21 protein-coding genes are annotated in these 23,250 nt (G+C 43.8%); 5 read left to right on the top strand and 16 right to left on the bottom strand.

Annotated features, from left to right (window positions below; translation table 11 throughout):
- The 11 genes from IQR33_RS04365 to malK all read right to left on the bottom strand — a co-directional run.
- The coding region (locus tag IQR33_RS04365) for an oligosaccharide flippase family protein (protein ID WP_228013755.1) at positions 1-921 on the bottom strand (921 nt) is incomplete at its 3' end.
- Between the two features lie 8 nt (positions 922-929).
- Complete coding sequence (locus IQR33_RS04360) at positions 930-1,961, bottom strand: glycosyltransferase family 4 protein (protein ID WP_017635290.1); 1,032 nt, start codon at positions 1,959-1,961, stop codon at positions 930-932.
- A complete protein-coding gene (locus IQR33_RS04355; RefSeq protein WP_005375258.1) occupies positions 1,958-2,791 on the bottom strand; it encodes a putative capsular polysaccharide synthesis family protein in 834 nt (277 codons plus the stop codon). The genes IQR33_RS04360 and IQR33_RS04355 overlap by 4 nt, the downstream gene beginning before the upstream one ends.
- Before the next feature lie 20 nt (positions 2,792-2,811).
- On the bottom strand, positions 2,812-4,059 hold the full coding sequence (locus tag IQR33_RS04350) for an O-antigen ligase family protein (protein ID WP_017635288.1): 1,248 nt from the start codon (positions 4,057-4,059) through the stop codon (positions 2,812-2,814).
- Positions 4,025-5,077 (bottom strand): glycosyltransferase, encoded by a 1,053-nt coding sequence (locus IQR33_RS04345; RefSeq protein ID WP_005375260.1) that lies wholly within the window; start codon positions 5,075-5,077, stop codon positions 4,025-4,027. Before IQR33_RS04345 ends, IQR33_RS04350 begins: the two co-directional genes overlap by 35 nt.
- 2 nt (positions 5,078-5,079) lie before the next feature.
- Positions 5,080-5,889, bottom strand: coding sequence for a putative capsular polysaccharide synthesis family protein (locus tag IQR33_RS04340; protein ID WP_017635287.1), 810 nt, complete (start codon positions 5,887-5,889; stop codon positions 5,080-5,082).
- Complete coding sequence (locus IQR33_RS04335; protein ID WP_193837292.1) at positions 5,867-8,047, bottom strand: GumC family protein; 2,181 nt, start codon at positions 8,045-8,047, stop codon at positions 5,867-5,869. The genes IQR33_RS04340 and IQR33_RS04335 overlap by 23 nt, the downstream gene beginning before the upstream one ends.
- 15 nt (positions 8,048-8,062) lie before the next feature.
- The gene (locus IQR33_RS04330) at positions 8,063-8,596 is read right to left on the bottom strand and encodes a polysaccharide biosynthesis/export family protein (protein WP_017635285.1); all 534 of its coding nucleotides are present in this window, start codon (positions 8,594-8,596) and stop codon (positions 8,063-8,065) included.
- Between the two features lie 12 nt (positions 8,597-8,608).
- Positions 8,609-9,814, bottom strand: a complete 1,206-nt coding sequence (locus tag IQR33_RS04325; protein WP_017635284.1) for an outer membrane beta-barrel protein — start codon at positions 9,812-9,814, stop codon at positions 8,609-8,611.
- A gap of 10 nt (positions 9,815-9,824) precedes the next feature.
- The gene (locus IQR33_RS04320; RefSeq protein WP_042521578.1) at positions 9,825-11,225 is read right to left on the bottom strand and encodes an undecaprenyl-phosphate glucose phosphotransferase; all 1,401 of its coding nucleotides are present in this window, start codon (positions 11,223-11,225) and stop codon (positions 9,825-9,827) included.
- Between the two features lie 423 nt (positions 11,226-11,648).
- The gene (gene malK, locus IQR33_RS04315) at positions 11,649-12,767 is read right to left on the bottom strand and encodes a maltose/maltodextrin ABC transporter ATP-binding protein MalK (protein WP_005375271.1); all 1,119 of its coding nucleotides are present in this window, start codon (positions 12,765-12,767) and stop codon (positions 11,649-11,651) included.
- 672 nt (positions 12,768-13,439) lie between these two features.
- Between malK and malE the strand changes: the two genes are divergently transcribed.
- From malE to malG, 3 genes are all read left to right on the top strand, one after another.
- Positions 13,440-14,618 (top strand): maltose/maltodextrin ABC transporter substrate-binding protein MalE, encoded by a 1,179-nt coding sequence (malE, locus tag IQR33_RS04310; protein WP_005375272.1) that lies wholly within the window; start codon positions 13,440-13,442, stop codon positions 14,616-14,618.
- Positions 14,619-14,697: 79 nt separating this feature from the next.
- Positions 14,698-16,272: a maltose ABC transporter permease MalF gene (gene malF, locus IQR33_RS04305; protein ID WP_005375273.1), complete on the top strand. Its 1,575-nt coding sequence runs from the start codon at positions 14,698-14,700 to the stop codon at positions 16,270-16,272.
- Between the two features lie 12 nt (positions 16,273-16,284).
- Positions 16,285-17,175, top strand: a complete 891-nt coding sequence (malG, locus tag IQR33_RS04300; RefSeq protein ID WP_005375275.1) for a maltose ABC transporter permease MalG — start codon at positions 16,285-16,287, stop codon at positions 17,173-17,175.
- A gap of 367 nt (positions 17,176-17,542) precedes the next feature.
- Here the strand turns inward: malG and IQR33_RS04295 are convergent, their stop codons facing one another.
- The 3 genes from IQR33_RS04295 to IQR33_RS04285 all read right to left on the bottom strand — a co-directional run bounded on the left by IQR33_RS04295 (position 17,543) and on the right by IQR33_RS04285 (position 19,496).
- Complete coding sequence (locus IQR33_RS04295) at positions 17,543-17,788, bottom strand: hypothetical protein (protein ID WP_005375277.1); 246 nt, start codon at positions 17,786-17,788, stop codon at positions 17,543-17,545.
- Positions 17,789-17,959: 171 nt separating this feature from the next.
- The gene (locus tag IQR33_RS04290; RefSeq protein WP_005375279.1) at positions 17,960-18,445 is read right to left on the bottom strand and encodes an acyl-CoA thioesterase; all 486 of its coding nucleotides are present in this window, start codon (positions 18,443-18,445) and stop codon (positions 17,960-17,962) included.
- Between the two features lie 145 nt (positions 18,446-18,590).
- Positions 18,591-19,496 (bottom strand): DMT family transporter, encoded by a 906-nt coding sequence (locus IQR33_RS04285; RefSeq protein WP_042521576.1) that lies wholly within the window; start codon positions 19,494-19,496, stop codon positions 18,591-18,593.
- A 98-nt stretch (positions 19,497-19,594) separates the two neighbouring features.
- Here IQR33_RS04285 and IQR33_RS04280 point away from each other — a divergent pair, with 98 nt between their 5' ends.
- A complete protein-coding gene (locus IQR33_RS04280) occupies positions 19,595-20,383 on the top strand; it encodes an AraC family transcriptional regulator (protein WP_005385013.1) in 789 nt (262 codons plus the stop codon).
- On the opposite strand, the gene IQR33_RS04275 is transcribed toward IQR33_RS04280, so the two are convergent.
- Complete coding sequence (locus tag IQR33_RS04275) at positions 20,378-21,295, bottom strand: M14 family metallocarboxypeptidase (protein WP_042521574.1); 918 nt, start codon at positions 21,293-21,295, stop codon at positions 20,378-20,380. The genes IQR33_RS04280 and IQR33_RS04275 overlap by 6 nt on opposite strands.
- 172 nt (positions 21,296-21,467) lie before the next feature.
- On the opposite strand from IQR33_RS04275, the gene IQR33_RS04270 reads away from it, so the two are divergent.
- Complete coding sequence (locus tag IQR33_RS04270; protein ID WP_005375293.1) at positions 21,468-22,373, top strand: DUF808 domain-containing protein; 906 nt, start codon at positions 21,468-21,470, stop codon at positions 22,371-22,373.
- Between the two features lie 95 nt (positions 22,374-22,468).
- Here the strand turns inward: IQR33_RS04270 and pyrC are convergent.
- A partial coding sequence (gene pyrC / locus IQR33_RS04265; RefSeq protein ID WP_228013754.1) for a dihydroorotase occupies positions 22,469-23,250 on the bottom strand: 782 nt, incomplete at its 5' end.

Here is a 23,250-nt window from a genome sequence, read left to right as displayed (position 1 = left end):
CTGCAGTTTGCGCATTTGGCGCTCTTTGTAGAGAGACGCAAACATCGGGGCGACCACAAAGTTAATGGTAATCAGCACGAAGCCAATCAGTAGTGATGTGCGTTGGGCTGCGGCTAACAAACCGAGTTCCGCTGTTGAGATAAAAAAGCCCGCAATAACAAGGCTTCCCCACTGAAGAACATTCGTGAAGATACTGCCAACCCAGACTTGCTTGGCAGAAGCGACCATTTTTTTGTTTGGTACGAAAGCCGATGTTTGATATTGATCTGAGCCAAGCCAATTGGCACTAGATATGACCGCGACACCTATGCTCGCTAAAAGCAGTGCGGTCATTAGATTGTTGATATTTTGCTGACCGATATAGTCTAGGGCAAAGACAAAAATGACCATCAACATGCTTACCCCAAGCTGCAACGCAAACAGAGATGATACAACTTTTCTACATGCTTGAAGCACCCGACTGTTGGTTTGCGCAAGCACCAAGAAAGGTATGCAAAGCAAGCATAAAATAATCGCATACATTGGTGATTGAGTCTGGTTTAGCTGCTCTGGAAACAGATTAAATCCTGCCAACAAAACGCCAATGGCGAGCAGGCAAAATGCCATACTTCGATAAAGTGCGGTTTTATAGTTTTGGCTTTGTTCAAGCTTCTCTTTGTTATTAAAAGCGATCGCATTGTAACGAACTAACGAAACATCAAAACCTAGCTGAGAAACGATAGCGAGTAGCGAGACTAGGTTGAATAAAAAGAAAAATTGACCGGCCGTCGAAGCGTCACTGGTCTTCGATACAATCAGAGTCAGTAAAAAAGCAAATAGCGCACTCAACACACGCGTGATTGCGGTTTTTAATCCGGTAGATAACAAGCTTTTTTTACCGCTGGGCATCAACAGTAATTTTTGTTGAACAGTGTGAAACATAGGGGCATTTAACCGTAAAGTTTATTGAGTGCGAGGCGCTGCTTTTCTTCACTGAAGGCATCGTTTAATTCTGCTGTATACTGGCGAAAATCGATCTCTTCATAATGATTGACACAATGCGCGATCTGCTTGGCCATTTTTTCAGGTGTGAGCGCTAAAAACGGGTAGTTGAGATCTTTGGTTGCGCCGATGGTCCGAATAACCATAGGAAGATGTAACTTGGATGCTTCTAGAATGGTTAACGGCATCCCTTCCCATGCTGCAGTATGTAGATAAAGGTCTGAACCCTTGAGCTTTTCAACTACCTCATCGCGAGGCAGCATACCCGTTACATCCACATTTTCAGTACGTAATTTCTGTTCGAGTACTTGGTCACCGCCACCTATCCATGTGATCTCTATCGGGCGGTTAAGCGCATACCGATTAAGGAACTGCAATGTGCTGATAAGAAACTGAGGATCTTTTTGGGGCGCGACACGACCAAGTACAACGAGCTTCAGCGCTTCTTGCTTGTTTCGCTCTATACGATCTTCACTTTGATAAGACACGTAGTTATTGAGCAGTTCGGCACGTTTCGCACCAATGCTAATGGCTAGGTCACACTCTCGTTGGCTACAGCCTGCAACCACATCAATTTTGCTCAGTTTTACTTTCTCTAGTGCTTTATAGATCTGGCGTGCAAGCTCTGAGATATCTTCACGTTCGAAGGCATAACAGTGCGGTGTGTAAACCAAGCGTGCCTTGCCAAGCTTTAGAAATCGGCCGAGAAATCCTGCTTTACTCGAGTGCAAATGCACGACGTCGGGACCAAGTGATGCAATCATGTGGTTTGCATCGCGAATAAATTGAAGCAAGCCGCCTTCTACCCACTTTGTCTGTACGAAAATGTGGTGGTTGTTCTCATTGGTCAAGTCGTTTTCTCGGGCTCTGGCTAGCAAGAAATGCTGATAAGGCTCGTCTCTGGATGAGTGAACATAACTATAGAGGGCGGTTTGAACGCCACCTCCAAATGCTTCTGTAACATGGAGCACTTTCTTCATGATGATTTTGTCCCTGGTGTTTGCATCCATTTGTGTTTAAAAGCATCACGCTCTTGCTCTGAATAAACGTGGCGATACAAGGGAAGATCGTACATATAGAACAGTTTTGAGAAGTCGTAGTGATTCTTAAAGTGTTGGTGGATATTGGAGTACCACTTGTTTTTCGCTTCGTTACTGTTTTTCAGCACGAAGTCTTGCAACTCAAGAAACTCACCGATTTCTTTATCAAGAGAACTGAGCTGTTCGCATTTGATTAGCATGACGTTGGCCTGATCGTTCTGGAATGTGAAGAAAGGTTGAGTGTTGTCCAGCTCTTGGCGCATCACATCGATATTGAAATTACGCTTTAACTCGTTGTCGAACCAGTCCGCAAAATAGTTGAGATTGATATAGTTATCAAAACAATGCTCGAGGTGCTGATACGTGACTTCCATATCTCGGTGAATTGCATCGTTCTTTTTGCCTTCGATAAATTGCAAATGGAGATCTTGAAAGAAGCGAGAAAAGACAGTTGCGATTGGATCGCGGACCAGAGTAACGATTTTAATCTGCTCGCGTTTTTGTAAGATACGTTTTCGCTGCTTGAGCACTAAGCGATAGAGTGCGCGGTTTCGGAAGTCGAAGAATTTACTCACGTCTTTTTTATTGTGATACATGTGAAATTCTTCGTGATCATCAAAGGTGTGGATGTGATAGCTCGGGATATTTTTCTCCCCTAGCGTGTGCTCAATTGATGAGGAGCCAACTTTGCCCATTTGGTAAACTAAAACAAAATTATCAGCTTGGAGTTCTCGGTTCTTTTCAAATTGTCGAGAGATTGAATACTTCATCTATCCTATCCTATCCTTGATTATTCATATTCGTGGAGATGGTTTACCGGAAAAGTATGAGCAATGGCCCTTGAGTCGTTGCTCATGCTGATCATGACGGGTAACAAGAGTATTAAAATTATGGTGGTGTTTACCGCAACGAAAAACACCATGATGAGGGCGTATATCGCAAGTAATAGGCTTTTTCTGTTTTCATTAAGACTACGGAAGCAAAAGCGAATAAAAAGAAAATAACCACCAAACAGCAGACCAATACCAAGCAATCCGTATTCAATTGCGGTATCTAACACAAAGTTGTGGGTGTAGATCGCCAGCTCATCATAGTTAAAGTAACTGATCATAAAGTTGGGTAACATTTTCGCGCCGACACCTAACACTGGGTGTTGAAGTAAAATATCTAGCCCATTGGCAAGTAAAAGTTTTCTATGAAGATTCGATACCCAGCGGGCTTCACTTTGGTTGGCAAATAAGACGTCTTCTTGGGTTATTTCCAATGTGTCTGCTAGAGTTTCAAACCCAACGTAGAGTGTGGTTGTGACGGCAGTAAACACAATGAAGCTCAAGGCTAATAAAATCGCCCACGTGTACGTTTCGCTGAGCGATTTTTTCATTAAGTTTTTTACGAGCAGTTGGTCAAAGAAGAAAAGCAGACAAAAACCAAGTAGCGCTTTTCTTTCTTGTGACAACACCAGTAATACTAAAGCTACGAGCGTCAAAAGGTGGAAAGCGCGAATTTTATCTCGATAAAGGTACAGTAGTGAGCACAGTACACCGAACCCGTATTTACTTACCCCGAGTAACTTAAACCCGCTTTGATAGCCCTGAGCAAAGTGCCATAAGGCAACGAGCGTACAGATGAAAAACAACAGATACGTGAAATATACCATTACCCGTTCGTCATCAAACACGCCATAGGCGTACATTAGGCTCAGTAGGCACAAAATCGCTAACCATTGCACAGTTTCTATAACTAGCGGCATTAAAGGGACGCGATTTAGCAGACCATTTATGAACACATACCCAGTGAACAATACGAGGAACCCCATACAGGGATGCATGAGTTTTTCAGCTTTTCCTTCCAATACCACTAATGCAGTAAAACCAATAGACAAAAGGCTTGCGATGTCAGATGGGGCTAGCGCTATTCCTCCAGCACGAAACTTCATTGGAATAAAGAACAATGCTAATAGGCATGCTGCAAGCAATGAGGCGCGATGGCTCGATGGCGCGGAACTATTTGTTGGCGCAAAGCTGCTGGTAGATTCCATAGTAACCTTCACGAAATTTATCGATGGTGTAGAGAGAGGCCCTATTGACTGAGTATTGACTTGCAGCGTCGTACCGCTCAACACTTTCACATAGCTGGAGCACTTTTTGGCTCAGTTCAGTGGCGTTACCAACTTGAAATAAATATTCGGCACGTCCGGTGACGTCATCCAAACCAGGTACGTCCGACGATAGTACGGGTAAGCCTGCTGCCATCGCCTCAACCGCCGCCAAACCAAAGCCTTCGACGTGCGACGATTGCACGTAAATATCCATGTCGTTCAAAAAGGCTGGAACGTCTGAAACTACGCCATGAAAGTGAACACGTTGCGCGACGTTGATTTTTGTTGCCAATGCTTGCAGTGACGATTTTTTTTCTCCATCTCCCGCAAGGTGGAGTTCGTATCGTCTTGGTAAATGGATAAGTGCTTGGATAAGCGTTTCATGGTCTTTATGTTGGTGAAGTCGGCCCACCATTCCAATCTTGATAACTGGTTTGTCGATTAGGTGGCTGGCGAATCTTGGCGTCATAGAAAACCTTTTTAAATCAACGCCATTGTGCACCACGTGATATTTATGTTGATAGCGAGGCATGAACTTCACCAGTTCATCTTGTACTTTTTCACTAATACTGACTGTCAAGTCGTGGCCCCAATATAAGACGTATTCCATGAACTTAAACAGCGGATAGTCACGTCGACGGTTATAAGAACAGTGCTCAGTCTGGATTCGTTTTTTACCTACCGCCAATAGCGCTAGGTAAATGGAAGGGTAGAGGTGCCCGTGAACGACATCCGGCCAACGCAGCAAAGAGAATTTCTCACTCAATGGCAATGTGCGCCAGTTAAAACACTCTATGCCTTGGGCGGATAGCATTGGTAAGTAATCATTTTCATCACACAAGACCAAAATTTTGATTTCGTATTCAGGCTTATGTTCTAAAACAAGGTCGACTAAGAACTTCTGAGCACCGCCGTTCTGAGAAAGATCATTGATAATATGTAGAATCTTGGTTTTCATGATTAATTGGTCAGATATTGCTGTTTAAGGTCGGTGATTTCTGCATTTGAGAAAAAGTGCTTCGTCAATTTAGAATTCAGCATTTCTTCAACGTACTCGGGTGTAGGTTGAAATTGCGTTTTGAATTCTTTCATTAGTGGCGAGTACCATTTGTTGTCTGATTGATTTTCATAAACAACATCCACGGGGTAACCTAAAAAGTCTTCAACTGCGGAGTTAGCCTGCGTTAGCTTGTCACTTCGAATGACCAACAGTGAGAAGTTATTGTTATGGTATGTTTGATAGCCTACTTCGTGATTAAAAGACTCGTTAAACACATCAATCCCTGTTAGTTGTTTGATCTCGTTGTCAAACCACTGCAGCGCATATTGATGATTCATGTGCTTATCAAATGCTTCTTGGAGTAATTGCGGTCGTTCGGTACGTATTGCGCTGTCATCCTTTAGATATTTGTCCGCCATCCAAAAAGGAAGTGCTTGAAAGAACATTGAGACATTTCGTCCGATCGGTTCACGCACCAGCGAGATGATTCGAACTTTTTTCTTGCGCTTTAACATTTGGCTCATTGTTATGCGCTTTAGTCGTCGCTTTAACGCATTGATCTGAGGCTTATGCAATTGCGCTCTAACAGGGGATATTTGTTTTTGCGCATCGACAGTCATAAGGTCGTGCAAGTGAATCGAGTTAGGAATGGAATGCTCTAATGCACTCGAACCTACTTTGCCCATTTGATAGATCAATACCGGTTGTTCTTGGCTTTTCAAGGTTTGGTACCAAGATAGGTTTACGTTAGTAGGCGTATTTCTGGACATAAAGCGTCTCTCCTTCCTTGGCCTTGGCTTGTGTGATTAAGACGCCAAGAGATGGAACTGAGTGTTGTATTTGTTTAGATAACGCAAGGTTAACCAGTGATGATTTTGTTGATTCTGAGCGAATGACGGTAATCAGACCATTGGCATACTGACCAAGAATAAGTGCGTCACTCACTGACAGTAGGGGCGGTGTATCGATAATGATCCGGTCATACTTATTTTGAAAATGTTCGAGCAACTTTTTAAAGCGATCAGAAGCCAGTAATTCCTGTGGGTTTGGCGGAATTAGGCCGGCCGGTAATACATCTAAGTTGGCTTCTTTTATATGTGTAATACAATCTTTGATTGGCGTATCCATCGTCAGGATATGCGTTAAGCCAGGGCTTGATTCAGCAATACCGAATCGCTTTGCGATGGAAGGTCGACGTAAATCGCAGTCGATGATCAACACCTTTTCCATTTTTGAAAACGACACCGCCATATTGATACTGGTCGATGTTTTTCCTTCTTCTGGAATAGCAGAGGTAAAGGGCAATATCTTTTGCTTCGTGTTGGTTAATCTGAGCAGAAGCGAGGTTCTGACGGAGCGGCAAGCTTCACTAAATAGCTTTTCTTCATCATCTAAATACGCGGTATAACTGACGCCGTTTTTACGCAAATTGCGTTTTTTGACCATAGGAATCACACCTAAACACGTAACACCAAGTTTTTCCTGCACATCGGCTGTGCTTCGGATAACTTCTCGCATCGTTTCTAAGATGATGACTAGAGCGCAAGCAATGGCAAAGCCAAAAAAGGTGGCAATCAGTACCAGTTTGATTCGTTGTGGTGCCACCGGGAATAGAGGAATGATGGCTTTATCAGTAAAGCGAGCCGTGACATTCTTGTAGTCGCTGGTGGCGTTGGTCTCTTTCTCACGATTTAAGAACGCTTCATAGAGTGCCTTATTGGATTCAACCTCGCGTTTTAACTGTTCGTAACGCGCTTTTTGTGACCCTAACGATTGGAAGTCTGACTTTTTGTTATCGAGTTCTGCTCGAAGCATGTCCTCTTGCGCTTTTGCAGCAAGAAGGTCTTGTTGCTTACTGAAGGAAATGTCACGGATGAGTTGCTGGGTTCTTGATTGAATTTCAGCAAGCTGTGCTTTCGCCTGAATCATTCGATCATGCTTAGGTCCGTAGCGCTGTGCCAGTTCAGAGAGATTTTTGGCTGCCTGTGCTTCCGACAATTTTAGATCGCGGATTTGCGCTTGATTAGCGAATTCATCAATTGACAACAAGCTGTCTAAACTTTGCGAAGATTTACGTCGTAACAGTTGGATTAACGTCTGCGCTTCAATACGCTTATTAATAGCGATATTCAGCTTGCGAGTGAGTTCTTCTAGCTCATTTGCGTAAATTTCATCAATACCATTTATATCGATCAACCCTTCTTTTAACAAGAATTCTTGCAGCGCTTGCTCCGAGTTACGTAATCGCTCCTCCAATTTTTGAGAGTTATTTGTCAACCAAGTAGCCGCATTTTGTGTAACGACCAATTTGGCTTCAAAATTTGCGTCAATGTAGGCTTGGCCGACCGCGTTGGCGATTGTCGTCGCAAGCTTAGGATCGGTAGAACGAAAGCGAATTCTGACTAATTGGGTGTTACGTACTGGCTCAATATCGAGTTTACTTCTGAAAGCTTGAAGTGCCTGATAATACGACTCTGAAAACTGGGCGGTTTCTTTTGGGCTTGGTGCCACATTCAGTAGGTCTTGAACAAAAGGAATCGACTTTATTTGGTCGATTTTTTTATTTAACCCCCCTGAGCTTGTGAACTCAGGTAATTGGGTGAGGTTCAGCTCTCTAATGACCTTATCTGCAATATGATTCGATTTTAAAATGGCGATTTGCGTTTGAAAGTACTCTTTTTTTGTCGTGTCGACGCCATATACTTCCTCGATTGAAAGGGCGCTTTTTTGCTCCTCTTGGATGAGTAGCGTAGCTGTAGCTTGGTATATCGATGCTTTGGAGTAGATATACCAAGTACAAGTTAATGAGAACAGAAGCGTGAATGCTGCGATGCTTAGCCAATTCTTTTTAATCGCTTTGAAGTGATGGCCAAAACGAATCAGTTCTACTTTGTTCATCTGGAGATTATTTGGATGAGTCCCGTTCATTTGATTCCCTGTCACTTAAAAGAAGCTCTGGTCAATAAATACAATGTCACCAGGTTCAACGTTGCGGTGCATACTGACCCCTTCCATCGTTTGACCTGTTTTATGCTTGGTGAGGTTAATGCCTTTGCGTGAGGCTCTGTCGGTCAAGCCGCCTGCTAGAGCGATGGCCTTCTCTATGGTTAACCCTGGACGGTACTCAAATCCACCTGGTTTCCGGACTTCGCCATTAACGTAAAACAGACGAAAATTATTGATGGTGACCATCACTTTTGGATTGATGAGATAATCGCCTTTTAAGCCCGTTTCTATTTCGTACTTGAGTTGTTTTGGTGTTTTTTTGATTGCTTTAATTCGGCCAAGGTAGGGGTAATCAAAGTAGCCATCTGACGTTATTAGAATATTTTTAATCGTAAGATCTTCTTCACCATAGACCTGCACGGAAATGGTATCGCCAGTATCGAGTAAGTAATCTTCCTCGTTTGAGTCAGCGTTGACCAAAGTGCTAAATAGCAACAACGCTACACTTATGAATTTGATGAATGCCTTCATTAATAATCCTTTTTACAGAGAAAACTGTGCGCTTAAAGTCCAAATATTTTGTTCGAAGCTATAATCCGATCGGCTAGAGTTTTTATCTTGGTATTGCCAATCGGCTTGCAGTTGTATCCAACGTTTGATCTGATAATCGATACCAAAAGATAGAGTGTACCGATCGTCGTTTCTGGAGATTCCCGTGTAATCATCTTGTTGATAAACAGCACCTAAGCGAGTTGCAAGGTAACTATTCCAATCGTGCTTCAGGTTCAGTCGGTAACGAGTTTGTAGGTTGTAATCGCCATCTTGATCGGGGTTAACCGCCGCTTGAGTGGTTTTCACGCTGACTAGAGTTTGTTCTTGAGGCAACCATTCAAAGCCGATATCCCAACTAAAGCCTTTAAATGTCTCTCGTTGAGCGCTGTCAAAATCTTTGATTTGATAACCGAGTCGAGCGATGCCTTTGGTTTTTCCTGTGACTTCCCATTCGGCACCGGTGTAATAGAAACTGGTGTTGTTATCTTTCGATGGCTGCGCAGAATTTCGGTGCTGATACTCGGTTACGATTTGGTTTGTTCCGACTAACCAATAGGTTCTTGGCGTAGCTCTTAAATAGAACTCCAAATGTGCATTGGGAGCTCGAAAATCGTTGTATTTAGTTTTAGCGTTTGGGCGCCCAGGCAAGCCGTCACGATAGTTTTGATAGGTTTTATCACTATAGCCTAAACCGAATTCGAGTCTGCCTTTGGCACCGTTAGATCCAAAGACATAATTGGTTTTTACATCGTTACGGTTGAACTCTATTGGTGAGTCGATTGCGCTACCATTACCTTCGGTAATGTCTTCTCCTCGAACTTCATGCTGGGCGCGAAAACGGTAATCAACCACTAAACGATGACGATGATTAAATTCGAAAAAGTTGGAAAACTGAAAAGTGTGGTCGTCGAAGTCGTTGCGATCGTCAGATGAAAAGCCAGCTTTTAACTTATATAAAATATCTGCGCGATAGCGATTCCGTTCTATACGTGCTAGTAAGCTTGGTTCTATACCCCAAATATTGACCGATTCTACATTGCCGGATTTTTCCGCTTTATTGATGTTGTCATCTCCCTCGTAGAAAGTTTTTACGAGGGGAATCAACTCTATACCAGACTCGGTTTGGTAAGCCATCGGTTCTGCGAGCAAGTCAGTAGAAAACAGACTCAATGCTATTGCCATTGTCAGTTTCTTCATAATCTCAACCTTAGTAAGCGTTAGCACCAGTGAAGCCTTTGAAAACGGTCATAAAGATGATTTTGATGTCCATCCAAACCGACCAATGGTGGATGTAATCCAAATCAAACTCGACTCTCTTTTCCATTTTTTCTAAGGTGTCGGTTTCGCCGCGATAACCATTAATCTGCGCCCAGCCAGTAATGCCTGGTTTTACTTTGTGACGTAGCATGTAGCGATCCACGATCTGACGGTATTCTTCATTGTGTGCCACGGCATGAGGGCGTGGGCCGACAATAGACATGGTCCCTTGCAGTACATTGATAAATTGAGGTAGTTCGTCCAAAGAGGTGCGACGTAGAAATCCGCCAAAAGGCGTAATACGAGGATCGTTCTTTGTCGCCTGTTTCACGTTGGAACCTTGATCCATGGTTGTCATTGAACGGAACTTCCAGACTTCAATCTTGCGTCCATCAAGACCGTACCGATGTTGTTTAAAGATGACAGGGCCTTTAGACGTTGCCTTAATGCCAATCGCAATGACGAATAGAATAGGGGCGATTAAGACCAAAATAATGCTCGAAAACAAGATGTCTTCAAACCGTTTTACCCAAGAAGAAATTCCAGCAAAAGGTGTATCAAAGACACTTAGTGTTTGAACTTGGCCGATCTGCGCCCAACGAGAATGTAAAAGGTTATAAGTGAAGAAGTCGGGAATCAGATACGTATTTGCGGTGGTATCTGAGAATTGGTTAAGAAGTGACGCAATGCGCTCTTTTGCGTGCATTGGCATCGCGATATAGACGTAATCTACTTCCCCTTTTTTAGCTCGCTCAAGGGCGTGGTCAACAGCTCCTTTAATAGGATAATCAGAATTTGGCAATCTGTCGGAAGATCGTTCGTCGTAAAAGCCATCAAAAAGCACGCCGTGTTCTGTGTGGTTTTGAATTTCGTTAGCTAGGGTAATGCCGTGAGGAGTTTGGCCGATGATGATTGCAGTGCGAGTGTTGAATCCTTTTTTTCTCAAATAGGCTAATCCGGTACGGAATGTTACTCGCCATGCCAAAAGCAGAGCGGGCGTAATCGCAAACCACAGCGCTAAAATTGTGTTATCAAATAAGGTATGGACTTCAGAAAAATACAGCACAACAAAGATAAGTGCAGAAGTCACCGCCCAAGCAACACAGACAATAAACATCTGCTCTTTAAACGAACTGGTTCGCCAAGAGCGATACAGATTGCCGCTTTCTGCCATAAATAGAAAGGAGATGCCTCCAACGAAAGCCAATATGACGTAATCTTTCCCCATCGCAGTATTCATGTCTTTGAACACTAAAAGCAGCATAAAAGAGACGATGACAGCAAGATCTGAGATGCGATATAAAAAAGCGAACTCCATCTCATGAGAGCGGATAAGTCCTTTTTGTTTCATGACTCAGTTTCCCTTCTGACACGCTACCGCCCTTGGGTGTCTTCCCCAATTGCCGTGTCGTGAACGTTATTAGTAGTTGGTGCACAGAGCATTCTGTTGAATGCTACTGAGTTTTTTTGTCACGTGTAATTTCGTTGATAAGTGTAAAAATTTGCGTTGTTGAGGTAAGTGGAAATAAGAATGATATTTAGCCCTTTGGCTAAGTTTGGCGGGTTAGGAAAAAGCTGGTACTTACTTATGAGGAATGAGGAAAAGTATTAAAAATGAAGTATCAGTACAAAGACAATGGTTTATGTGAGGGTAGAAGAAACGGGTGATTTGATTCGTTCACGATTAATGATTTAGTATCGAATTGCTGATATTTATTAAGATAAAAAAATCCCTCTCACTTGAGAGGGATTTTTTTGAGTAATGACGAATGAACTATTCGACTTCTACGCCGTTTTCTTTGTATAGGCGGCGGCATGCGCGACCATCACTGTGGAACAGGTGACAACGATGAGCTGGAATACCGATCTCGATTTTATCGCCAGTGTCGACTGCAAGCGTGTCCGGCTGACGGAAAATAACGTCGGCGTCCGCGCCTTCTAGATTTAGGTATACTTGAGTTTCGTTACCTAGCTTCTCAACAATCATCACTTCACCGTGAATACTTGCATCAGCTTCAGAAGCGGATAATAGGTGCTCAGGGCGAATGCCTAAAGACATTCGGTCGCCGCGGTTAACTGTTGTACCATCCACCGGAATCCAGAAAGATACGCCGTTAGATAGTTGAACTTTGACGCGCTCTGCTTCTACTTCATCAATGAATACGCTCATGAAGTTCATTTTCGGAGAACCGATAAAGCCAGCTACAAAGCGGTTTTGTGGGTAATGGTAAAGCTCAAGCGGCTTACCAACTTGCGATACATAACCGCCGTCTAGTACAACGATTTTATCTGCCATTGTCATCGCTTCTACCTGATCGTGCGTAACGTAGATCATGGTACAACCAAGTTGGCGCTGAAGTTTCGTGATTTGTGCACGCATGTTTACACGCAGTGCCGCATCCAAGTTTGATAGTGGCTCGTCTAGAAGGAATACATTTGGCTGCGATACCAATGTTCGGCCAATCGCCACACGTTGACGCTGTCCACCAGAAAGTGCTTTTGGTTGGCGCTCAAGCAAGTGGCCTAGTTGTAGGATTTCTGCTGCTTGTTCAACACGCTTGTCGATTTCTGCTTTGTCTGCTTTTGCTAGTTTCAAGCCAAATGACATGTTGTCATATAAGTTAAGGTGCGGGTAAAGAGCGTAAGACTGGAATACCATACCAACACCACGTTTGGATGGTTCGACGTCATTCATGCGCTGGTCACCAATATACAAATCACCTGAAGTAATGTCTTCAAGACCGGCAATACAACGTAAAAGTGTAGATTTACCACAACCTGATGGACCTACGAAAACAACAAATTCACCTTCGTTGATTGTTAGGTCTACGTTCTTAGAAATCAGTACGTCGCCATACGCTTTACAAACATTTTTTAACGTGACACTCGCCATGTAGCTCGTCCTCGATCAATTTTTTATTATTCACCGCTCATCATTATATGAATTATCTAGCGAGCAGTAACAGTAGGAATCGGTAAGTTCTTGCGGTTGGTAAGAAAAGTAGGGTAGCACTTCAATAAAATGTCCTGAATAGAAGTGCTACCCATCATAGCCAAGTACGAGTTTCTCTCCCCCACATTATTCGTATTGTCTCCCCCGTGAAATAATTACCACAAACAACACTAATAATGACATTCCACTCGTCTGGCAATGCAAAACCAGCAAATCTTTTTCCTAATACGTAGGCACTGCTGGGAAAGGGTTCTTACCATCCACTCTTGGATGACTGCAGTTTCTAAGATTGTGCGTAGTGCGACATCCTCCTAATAGAAATAATTGTAGGGGGAGTAGAAAGGGAGGAGTAAAAAAGGAGGAGGAAGAAAGCAGTTGGTCGGAAATCACATTATTGCACCACCTAAAGTTGAAACCGATCACAGGAACTATCCATTTTGTGATTTGAGTCTCTTACCCTTGGCGATTTAGATCACGAAAATACGTCATAATTGTAAGGGCGTAGGGATTAGGAGGATGAGACATATTGGATTATTTCAGATGATATATGTCGAAATACGGCTGAACCTCAATGGACTAGCCCTACATCAAAAATATAAAAAGGATACGAACATGAAAAAGTTAAGCGCTGTAGCACTAGGTACTCTTGTTGCTTTGGGTTCTTTTGGTGCTAATGCTGCCATCGAAGAAGGACAACTTACTATCTGGATCAACGGTGATAAAGGCTACAACGGCCTTGCTGAAGTTGGTAAGAAATTTGAAGAAGACACAGGCATTAAAGTGACTGTGGCTCACCCAGATGGCCTTCAAGACAAATTCCCTCAAACTGCAGCGACTGGCGACGGTCCTGATATCGTATTCTGGGCTCACGACCGTTTCGGTGGTTACGCAGAAGCTGGCCTGCTAGCAGAAATTAAACCTTCTAAGAATATTCAAGAAGGTATCGTTGATTTCGCTTGGGATGCAGTACGTTACGATGGCAAATTGATCGGCTATCCAGTTGCGGTTGAGTCTCTATCTCTAATCTACAACAAAGACCTAGTTCCAAACCCACCAAAGTCTTGGGAAGAGGTTGCAGCATTAGATGCAAAACTTAAAAAAGACGGCAAGTCTGCAATCATGTGGAACCTAAAAGAACCGTACTTCACTTGGCCACTAATGGCGGCTGATGGCGGCTACGCGTTCAAATACACTTCTGAAGGTTACGATGTTAAAGACGCTGGTATCGCGAAAGAAGGCGTTAAAGACGCAATGAGCTTCGTAAAAGGCTTAGTTGATAAAGGCGTAATCTCTGCGGATATGGATTACTCAGTGTCTGAGTCTGCGTTCAACCAAGGCAAAACAGCGATGACGATCAACGGTCCATGGTCTTGGGGCAACATTGAGAAGTCTGGCGTTAACTACGGCGTGACTACGCTACCTAAGTTCCAAGGTCAATCTTCTAAGCCATTCGTTGGTGTTCTAACGGCTGGTATCAGCACTGCGTCTCCAAACAAAGACCTAGCAGTTGAGTTCATTGAGAACTACCTACTAACAAACGATGGCCTACGTATGGTTAACAACGATAAGCCTCTAGGTGCGGTAGCACTTAACTCGTTCCAACGTGAGCTTGATTCAGATACTCGTATCGCAGCAACAATGGACAATGCGATGAACGGCGAAATCATGCCAAATATCCCTCAAATGAACGCATTCTGGGGTGCGGCTAAGAACGCAATCATCAACGTAGTTGACGGTCGTCAAACTGTCGATGCAGCTCTTGCAGATGCAGAAAAACAAATGACTAAATAATTAAGTAAGACCTTTTTAAGGAGGAGGCAACTCCTCCTTACTTTTCTATATTTATTCTATATTCGCTAGCAGGTTCCCTATGCAGTCAGTTCAAGGTACAAATGCTATGACAGCACCAGAAGCCAGCCTTCCGAGCAGCAAAAAAGTGTTCATGAAATGGTCACTTTTAGGCACAGTCGGCATCATCAATGGCTACGCAACAATCCTTATGTATTCTCGCGGTGAGATTGCGTTTGCACTACTTACGCTCATTCTTACCGCTTTAGCGTTGTTCATCTTTGGTAGCAAAAAGACGTACGCACACCGTTACATCTACCCTGGTATAGCAGGGATGATCCTTTTCATTCTTTTTCCTTTGGCGTACACCATAGGTTTGGCGTTTACCAACTATAGCGCGAAGAACCAACTCTCTTTTGATCGCGCTCAGAACGTACTTTTGGACCGAACTTACCAAAGTGGTGATAGCTACCCGTTCACTTTGTATAAAACGGAGCAAGGCCATCAACTTGTGGTTGAAAAAGATGGTGAGCTACTTGCAAGCCCGACTTTTCAGCTTGATAACCTTTCAGCATCGGAGTTTGATCTTTCACCAATTGAAGAAGTAACGGGTGAAAAAGAATCAATCAAGGCGATTGTTAAGAACCGCAGTGCGTTGAGCAGTGTCGATTTACATTTGCCAAGTGGTGATGATATCCGCATGAGTGGGCTGCGCAAATTTGCTGCAGTTGTACCTTTGTACACATTGCAAGAAGATGGTGAAACGCTTTACAACAACCGGACAGAAGAAACGCTACGCCCAAATATGGAAGTAGGTTACTACCAGCCTGTCGATGAAAACGGTCAATTTGTTGGCAGCACAGTGTCACCAGGTTTCGTGGTGAACATTGGTACCCACAACTTTGAGCGTGTTTGGAAAGATGATGGTATCAAAGAGCCGTTTATCAGTATCTTTATCTGGACCATTGTTTTCTCTGCGCTAACCGTATTGTTTACGCTTGTTATTGGTCTTGTCCTTGCCAGTGTGGTTCAGTGGGAAGCACTTAAAGGTCGCTCAGTTTACCGTTTGTTGCTAATCCTGCCTTATGCAGTTCCGGCGTTTATTTCTATCTTGATCTTTAAAGGTTTGTTTAACCAAAGCTTTGGTGAGATCAACATGTTGTTGGAAGGCTTATTCGGAATTAGCCCGGCTTGGTTCTCTGACCCGTTCATGGCGAAAACCATGATCTTAATTGTGAACACTTGGCTTGGTTTCCCTTACATGATGATTTTGTGTATGGGCTTACTAAAAGCGATTCCAGACGATTTATATGAAGCATCAGCAATTGATGGTGCGAACTTTGTCACGAACTTCACACGTATCACACTACCAATGATGTTGAAGCCGTTAACACCATTGTTGATCGCGAGTTTTGCATTTAACTTCAACAACTTTGTACTTATCCAGTTGTTGACTGGCGGTGGTCCAAACATGATTGGTACATCAGAGCCTGCGGGTTACACCGACCTACTAGTAAGTTACACCTACCGAATCGCATTCGAAGGTGCTGGCGGTCAAGACTTCGGTCTAGCAAGTGCGGTAGCAACGCTTATCTTCCTATTGGTTGGCGCATTGGCACTTATCAACCTACGTGTAACTAAAGTAGCTCAGGACTAAGGAGAAATTACAATGGCAATGGTACAAGGTAAGTCATTAAAGTATCGTGTTTGGGCTACTCATATTGCAATGTGGGCATTCTTGGCACTGATTATTTTCCCTTTACTGATGATCATCGCGATTTCATTCCGTGAAGGTAACTTTGCAACGGGTAGCCTGATCCCAGACAACCCAACACTTGATCACTGGAAATTGGCATTAGGTTTCTCGGTGACTAATCCAGACGGTACAGTTACACCGCCACCATTCCCAGTAATGACATGGTTGTGGAACTCGGTAAAAGTGGGTGGTATTTCTGCAATCCTAATCGTGGCGCTATCAACCACATCGGCTTACGCGTTTGCTCGTATGAAGTTCAAAGGTAAGAACACCATTCTTAAAGCGATGATGATCTTCCAGATGTTCCCTGCGGTGTTGGCACTGGTTGCTCTGTACGCGTTGTTCGACAAACTGGGTCAGTACATTCCTTTCCTTGGTCTGAACACGCATGGCGGTCTGATCTTCGCTTACTTAGGCGGTATCGCACTGCACGTTTGGACCATTAAAGGCTACTTCGAAAGTATTGACTCGTCTCTAGAAGAAGCAGCGGCTCTTGATGGTGCTACACCATGGCAAGCATTCCGTTTGGTATTGCTGCCACTGTCTGTGCCAATCCTAGCGGTAGTCTTCATCTTGTCGTTCATCATGGTAATTGGTGAAGTTCCTGTAGCGTCACTACTGCTTTCTGATGTAGACTCGTACACACTTGCAGTGGGTATGCAGCAATACCTATATCCACAAAACTACTTGTGGGGTGACTTTGCCGCAGCTGCTGTACTTTCAGCAGTGCCAATCACTGCCGTATTCTTACTTGCGCAGCGCTGGTTGGTTGGTGGTCTAACCGCTGGTGGTGTGAAAGGATAATCTCTTGTGGTCTGAGATTGATAAGAATAACTAGAAAAGGGCGACCACATGGTCGCCCTTATACTTAGCACGGATATTACAATTTTGGTTTGGCCGCCGATCAGTAATATCTTGGCTTTTATTGGCGTTACGCATAGCTGGCTGTTAGCTTAGTTCCTTACGATTCAATCACTAACAGTTTTTGTAACCATAACCTGAGTTTAGACTCAGGTTTTTTTATGCCTGTTAAAGGCAATTTTGCAATAAGTAGACAGAGACTAGCGGCTTTGCAATGGATTACACAGGGCTTGAATAATGCCCTGCGTAGCACTTCACATAAATAACTAGAGCTTAGTAAAAAGCTAAATTGAGGTAGGGAAGGAAGAGATTAAAACTCTCGGCTGGAAGGTGCGCATCCAACGTATTGAAGCAGCGTGTACAAACTTTCTTGCTGCAGTGCGACGCGACGAAATAGATTAGCAAAGGTAACGTCACCGCCAAAGCAAGTTTGAATGTAATGATTAATTTCTGTTTCGTTATACCCCTCGACGTACATGGTTCTCACCCACTGGTACTCGACCGCTTTTAAATTGGTCAACGTCTCTTCACTTAAGGTCGTTTCTTTTAGTCTCAAGATCCAAACTCTATCCAACTCTAAAATAATGGATGGATTTAAGCAAAGCTAGGTGAAGGATTTATGACAGAGAAGGGCGAGCGTGAAACAAATGGCAAAACCATGATGTTGCTCCACACTCTGGGTCTAGGTAACGTTGAGGTACTTAATAGCGTTCTTAACGGATGCCAGTTACTTGAGATATTTAACGTGTGCTTCCATTTCTTCCCCAATCTCTTTACGCATGTTCATAAGACGGATAGCGGATTGCTCTAAGGCTTTGTCTTCATCTGACTCTGGAATCCATTTCGGTACATCGGTTGGTTTTCCGTTTTCATCTACAGCAACCATGATAACGATACAGTGAGTGGTGAGTCTGTTTTTCATTTGCTTTGGATCACTGGCTTGCACGTCAATCGCAATGTGCATTGAGCTTCGTCCGGTATAAATGACTTTCGCGCTAACTTCGACTAAGTTGCCGACATGAATCGGCGCAACAAACCGAATGCCGCCAGCATATGCGGTAATGCAATATTTACCACTCCACGCTGCAGAGCAGGCGTATGCTGCCAAGTCGATCCATTTCATTACGGCGCCGCCGTGCACTTTTCCGCCAAAATTTACGTCGCTGGGTTCTGCTAAAAAGCGAAGGGTAATGTCTCTTTGACCACTGCTCATCTGTCTTTCCTTGATGGGTTATTGTTTTCCCAATTTAGCAGCAAGATGAATTTTCGGGAATAGCGAATGAAACAAAATATTAACTTTTATTCGAACGCTGGAAGTGACAAGCCACAGCGTAGTTCTGTGGCTTGGGGTGTAGATGTTAATTGGCGGTAGAGGCAATCTCAGAATTGGACAATGGTTTTCTCTGTCTTACTTTTATTTGCGACAAGATAACGCCAGAGATGACTAACAACCCACCAATAATGTGGTAAGTGTAAATTTTCTCACCAATTAGTGTTGAAGCAAGTATGACGGAAACCACAGGCATTAGGTTCATGAACATAGCACTTGAATCAGCACCAATTGAATCAATCGCTTTGACCCACATCAGCGGCGCGAAAATGGAAGCAGCAATACCAGCATAAGCGATTAATGGTAGCGCGTCTTGGCTTGGTAACAGTTGCTCACTAGAGAGCCAAAGTGGTGTGAGCATCAAAACAGAAAAGAAGCCCTGCATGTAAACCAGAGTCAAACTACTGAATGGCATTTTCCAGCGTTTTAGCAGAACACAATAAGCCGCGTATACCATGGCAGCAACGAGCATTAAGCTGTCACCTTGCGTTAAGTCTTGATGTAAAAAGTAAGTGATATCACCGTGACCAAGCATAAATGCTAAGCCGCCGAGCGAAATGACACCACCGACGATACTTAACATTGATATAGATTTACCGAGCAATGGGACACTTAAAAACACACTGATCAAAGGAACTAAAGAGGTGATCAGGGCCATATTAGAGGCCGTTGTTGTTAAACCGGCATAGTATCCAAGTGACTGGTTGAGAACCATACCAAGTAACGCAAGAAACGCCAACTTAGCTAAGTAAGGTCGAGTAATGTGTCGTTGTTTGATGATTGCAGGCAGGCAAAATGGCGTTAGGAGTACCATTGCGACAAACCAACGGTAGAAACTCATCGCACTTGGTTCAATGGCGCTCGCAGCCATCTTGTTCACAATTGAGTTACCACCCCAAATCATAACGGTGAAAAACGGAAGTAAATAAATCATGAGAACCCTATAGCACAATTATTGATGGCGCTAGTCTGGCAGGTCTTTATAATAAAAAGTATCTCTTAAAAGACATCGTAAGCGATAGGAAGACAATTTTGAAAAAGAGCGCCAGAAATCTTCACCCCTCCTTATCAATCGATCGTGCGCCATCAGATGTATTTATGAATTTCGAAGCGTTTCTCTCTAATACAGAAACACGAATTCATAGCCACCCTTGGGGGCAAGTGCAACTGATCAGCGGTGGGATTCTGGAGATGGATGCAGAAGACACAAGATTTCTAGCACCTCCACATCTTGCTATTTGGGTTCCCGCCGGAATTCGTCACACTAGCTACAACCGTAAGCCAATCGAATATTGTTCTTTGAACATTGCCCCTGAATTGACAGCGCATTTTCCTACCAAAACGAGCTTGATCAAAGTGACTCCAATCGTGTCATCTATTATTGAGGACTTTCGTCAGCGAGACATTAATGTGGCGCAAACTGATGAAGACAAGCGCTTGGTACAAGTGTTATTGGACCAGCTTGCAAAGCAAGAAGTCGAACATCACTTTTTACCGACTACCGACAATAAGTATCTTGAACCGATTTTAAAAGCAGTAGAAGAATCGCCGACGGATGAGATCAGTTTGGCGGAGTGGGCGGCAAAAGTGCATACCACAGAACGCACGTTAGCGAGACATTGCCAGAGTGAATTAGGAATGAGCTTTACTGAGTGGCGCTTACGTGTGCGATATTTACATTCTATGGAGTTGCTGCGTAAAGGGCAGACCGTAAAGGAAGTCGCGTTGACGTTAGGTTATAACCAAGCTAGCCCTTTTATCGCAATGTTCAAGAAATACTCCGGCATGACACCGGAGCAATATAAGAACCGCTTATTATAACTGAGCCAGAACGTAATTCAGACCACCGACCACGGCTGCAACTTGCGCATCGTTGCACTCTTCGTCGGTCACCGTTGGGCTGTCTGGGTACACTTCCGTTGTCGTGCCGTAAACGCAATTTGTTACGCCGCCACACAGACCCAGCTTCACCATTGGGTAGTTGATAACGCCAAACTGTACGACGGGTGAACCAATGATTTCGCCGTTTTCATCTGCTGGTGCAATGTGAGTCACTTTTGCAACTGACTCAATGACCGCTTTTTGGAAGTCAGGCTGAGGGTTTTCACTATCTCCAACTGTGTAAAAACCGTCTGGGATCATGCCCTCGATGTACTCAATGCCATCACGAGCGGCAAGCGCAGGACGGAACTCTGTTTCATCGGAGTCTGTCGTCTCGTGCAAATCAATGTGCATTAACACATCGCCTAAAGTTGCAACGAGCTTCATGAGGTTAGCGGACTCTTCGGCAGGGCTATCCTTATAGAAAGAGCGGTTTGGATCAATCGCGTTTGGATTCCAGCGGTTGATCACCTCGTAACCCCAAGGGCTTACGCAGGGTACAACGACAATATTGAAATGCTCTGCATAGCGCTCTGCTTCTGTTTCTACAAACTTTAATGCGCCATGTACACCGCTGGTTTCGTAACCGTGCACGCCGCCTGTGACCAACACAACAGGTTTAGTTGAATCCCAATTGCGTGTTTTGATACAAAACAGAGGGAAGCGTGCCTCGTTGTATGAGAGCGCCCCATATTGTTCAACATCAAAACGCTCGCGTAGGGCATCGATTTTACTGACGACTTCATCTTGGTAGCTACGTTTTACTTCTTGCGTTGCTAACCAAGCTTTACGTTCTTCTTCGTTCCAAGGTTGGCCAGGAGTACCGATCGGGTAAATGTATCCACTTTTCATCTATACTTTTTCTTTTGACTGCTGAAAGGTATCACAAGACTAGACCTGTCTTATCTTTACGGCAATATAAAACACCATTTGGGGTGGTATTCTTTGCAAAATCATCACTTTGATGAGTTATTCATTGGTGTTACATTTTGTTACTTACTCAATTTCATATAAGAGACAAAAAATGGCTGGAGCAAGTTTACTCACACTGTTGGACGATATTGCCACGGTGCTTGATGATGTCGCCTTAATGTCAAAAATGGCGGCAAAGAAAACCGCAGGTGTGTTGGGAGATGATCTAGCGTTAAACGCTCAACAAGTGTCTGGTGTTGCATCTGAGCGAGAGATTCCAGTGGTTTGGGCGGTTGCAAAAGGCTCATTCAAAAATAAATTGATTTTAGTTCCTTCAGCTTTACTTATTAGCGCGATTATTCCATGGCTTATCATGCCATTATTGCTAATTGGCGGCTTATTTCTCTGCTTTGAAGGGGCAGAGAAAGTACTTGAGAAAGTGTTTCCTCACCCGCATCCGCACGAAGAAAAAGAGGAGCTAGTTAATACTGGCGAGTCGATAGAAGAGTATGAAAAGCGTAAAGTTTCTGGTGCGATTCGAACAGACTTTATCCTTTCAGCAGAGATCATTGTGATTGCGTTAGGTACCGTGACAGGAGCCAGTCTTGTTACGCAAATTTTAGTTGTCAGTTTAATTGCAGTGATTATGACGGTTGGAGTTTATGGACTAGTCGCTGGGATTGTGAAGCTAGATGATTTAGGCCTTTACCTTGAAAGTCGCTCAAACGGTAAAGGTTGGGTGGCGAAAGTCGGAGGGGCCTTGGTCGCTTTTGCACCAAAGTTGATGAAGTTATTAACCATTGTAGGAACTGCAGCGATGTTTTTGGTGGGTGGGGGAATTGTGGTGCACAACGTGCCCGCCATTCATCACTTTGTAGAGCCGATTATTATGAATTTTAGTGGTCATTCGGTTGCTACAGCCATTTTGCCTATTTTATTGAACGGTATTATCGGCTTTGTGGCGGGGTTGGTTGTGGTGGCGGTATGGACGATGGTTGAAAAGCTTCGTGGTCAATAATCACATCTAAAACATGAGACGATAATAACAAGGGTCATGACTTCTTTTTACAAAAAGCATGACCCTGTTTTATATGTGAAATGTCAGTAAAGTACTTACTTCACTTTCCACTCGATCTGTTCATTTGCTCGAATAGGCACAACGATATCATTGCCAAATGGCATCGTTTCTGGCACATCCCAAGCGGATTTTTCTAACGTTACTGTATCTGTGTTACGTGCAATGCCGTAAAAATCAGGACCGTTGAAGCTTGCGAAAGCTTCCAAGTTTTCCAACTTGCCTTCTTTTTCGAAGACTTCTGCATAAAGCTCTAGCGCAGCGTGTGCAGTGTAAGAACCAGCACAACCGCAAGCCGATTCTTTTGCCCCTTTCGCATGTGGCGCTGAGTCTGTACCTAGGAAAAACTTCTTGCTACCACTAGTTGCTGCTTCGATCAGCGCTTGCTGGTGGGTTCCGCGCTTAAGAATTGGCAAACAGTAGAAATGAGGTTTAATACCACCCACAAGCATGTGGTTACGGTTGAAAAGAAGGTGGTGGGCAGTGATGGTAGCCGCTACGTTGTCTGAGGCGTTGTTAACGAAGTTTGCTGCGTCGGCGGTGGTGATATGTTCTAGTACGATTTTAAGATTAGGGAAATCATTGACGATAGGAGCGAGGACGGTATCAAGGAATTCTTTTTCTCGGTCGAAGATATCAACATCGTGATGTGTTACTTCGCCATGAACCAGAAGTAACATTCCGACTTCTTCCATCGCTTCTAAAACGTGATAAATGTTCTTCGCATTGGTCACACCGGAATCTGAGTTTGTTGTGGCGCCAGCAGGATAGAGCTTGGCAGCAACAATGTGTCCGGTTGCTTTAGCCTTACGTATTTCGT

It is taken from the genome of Vibrio sp. OPT46, assembly GCF_015163535.1.
In the GTDB taxonomy this organism is placed as follows: domain Bacteria; phylum Pseudomonadota; class Gammaproteobacteria; order Enterobacterales; family Vibrionaceae; genus Vibrio; species Vibrio alginolyticus.
The sequence above is the reverse complement of the archived record's forward strand: the minus strand, read 5'-3'. Positions and strand labels throughout refer to the sequence as shown.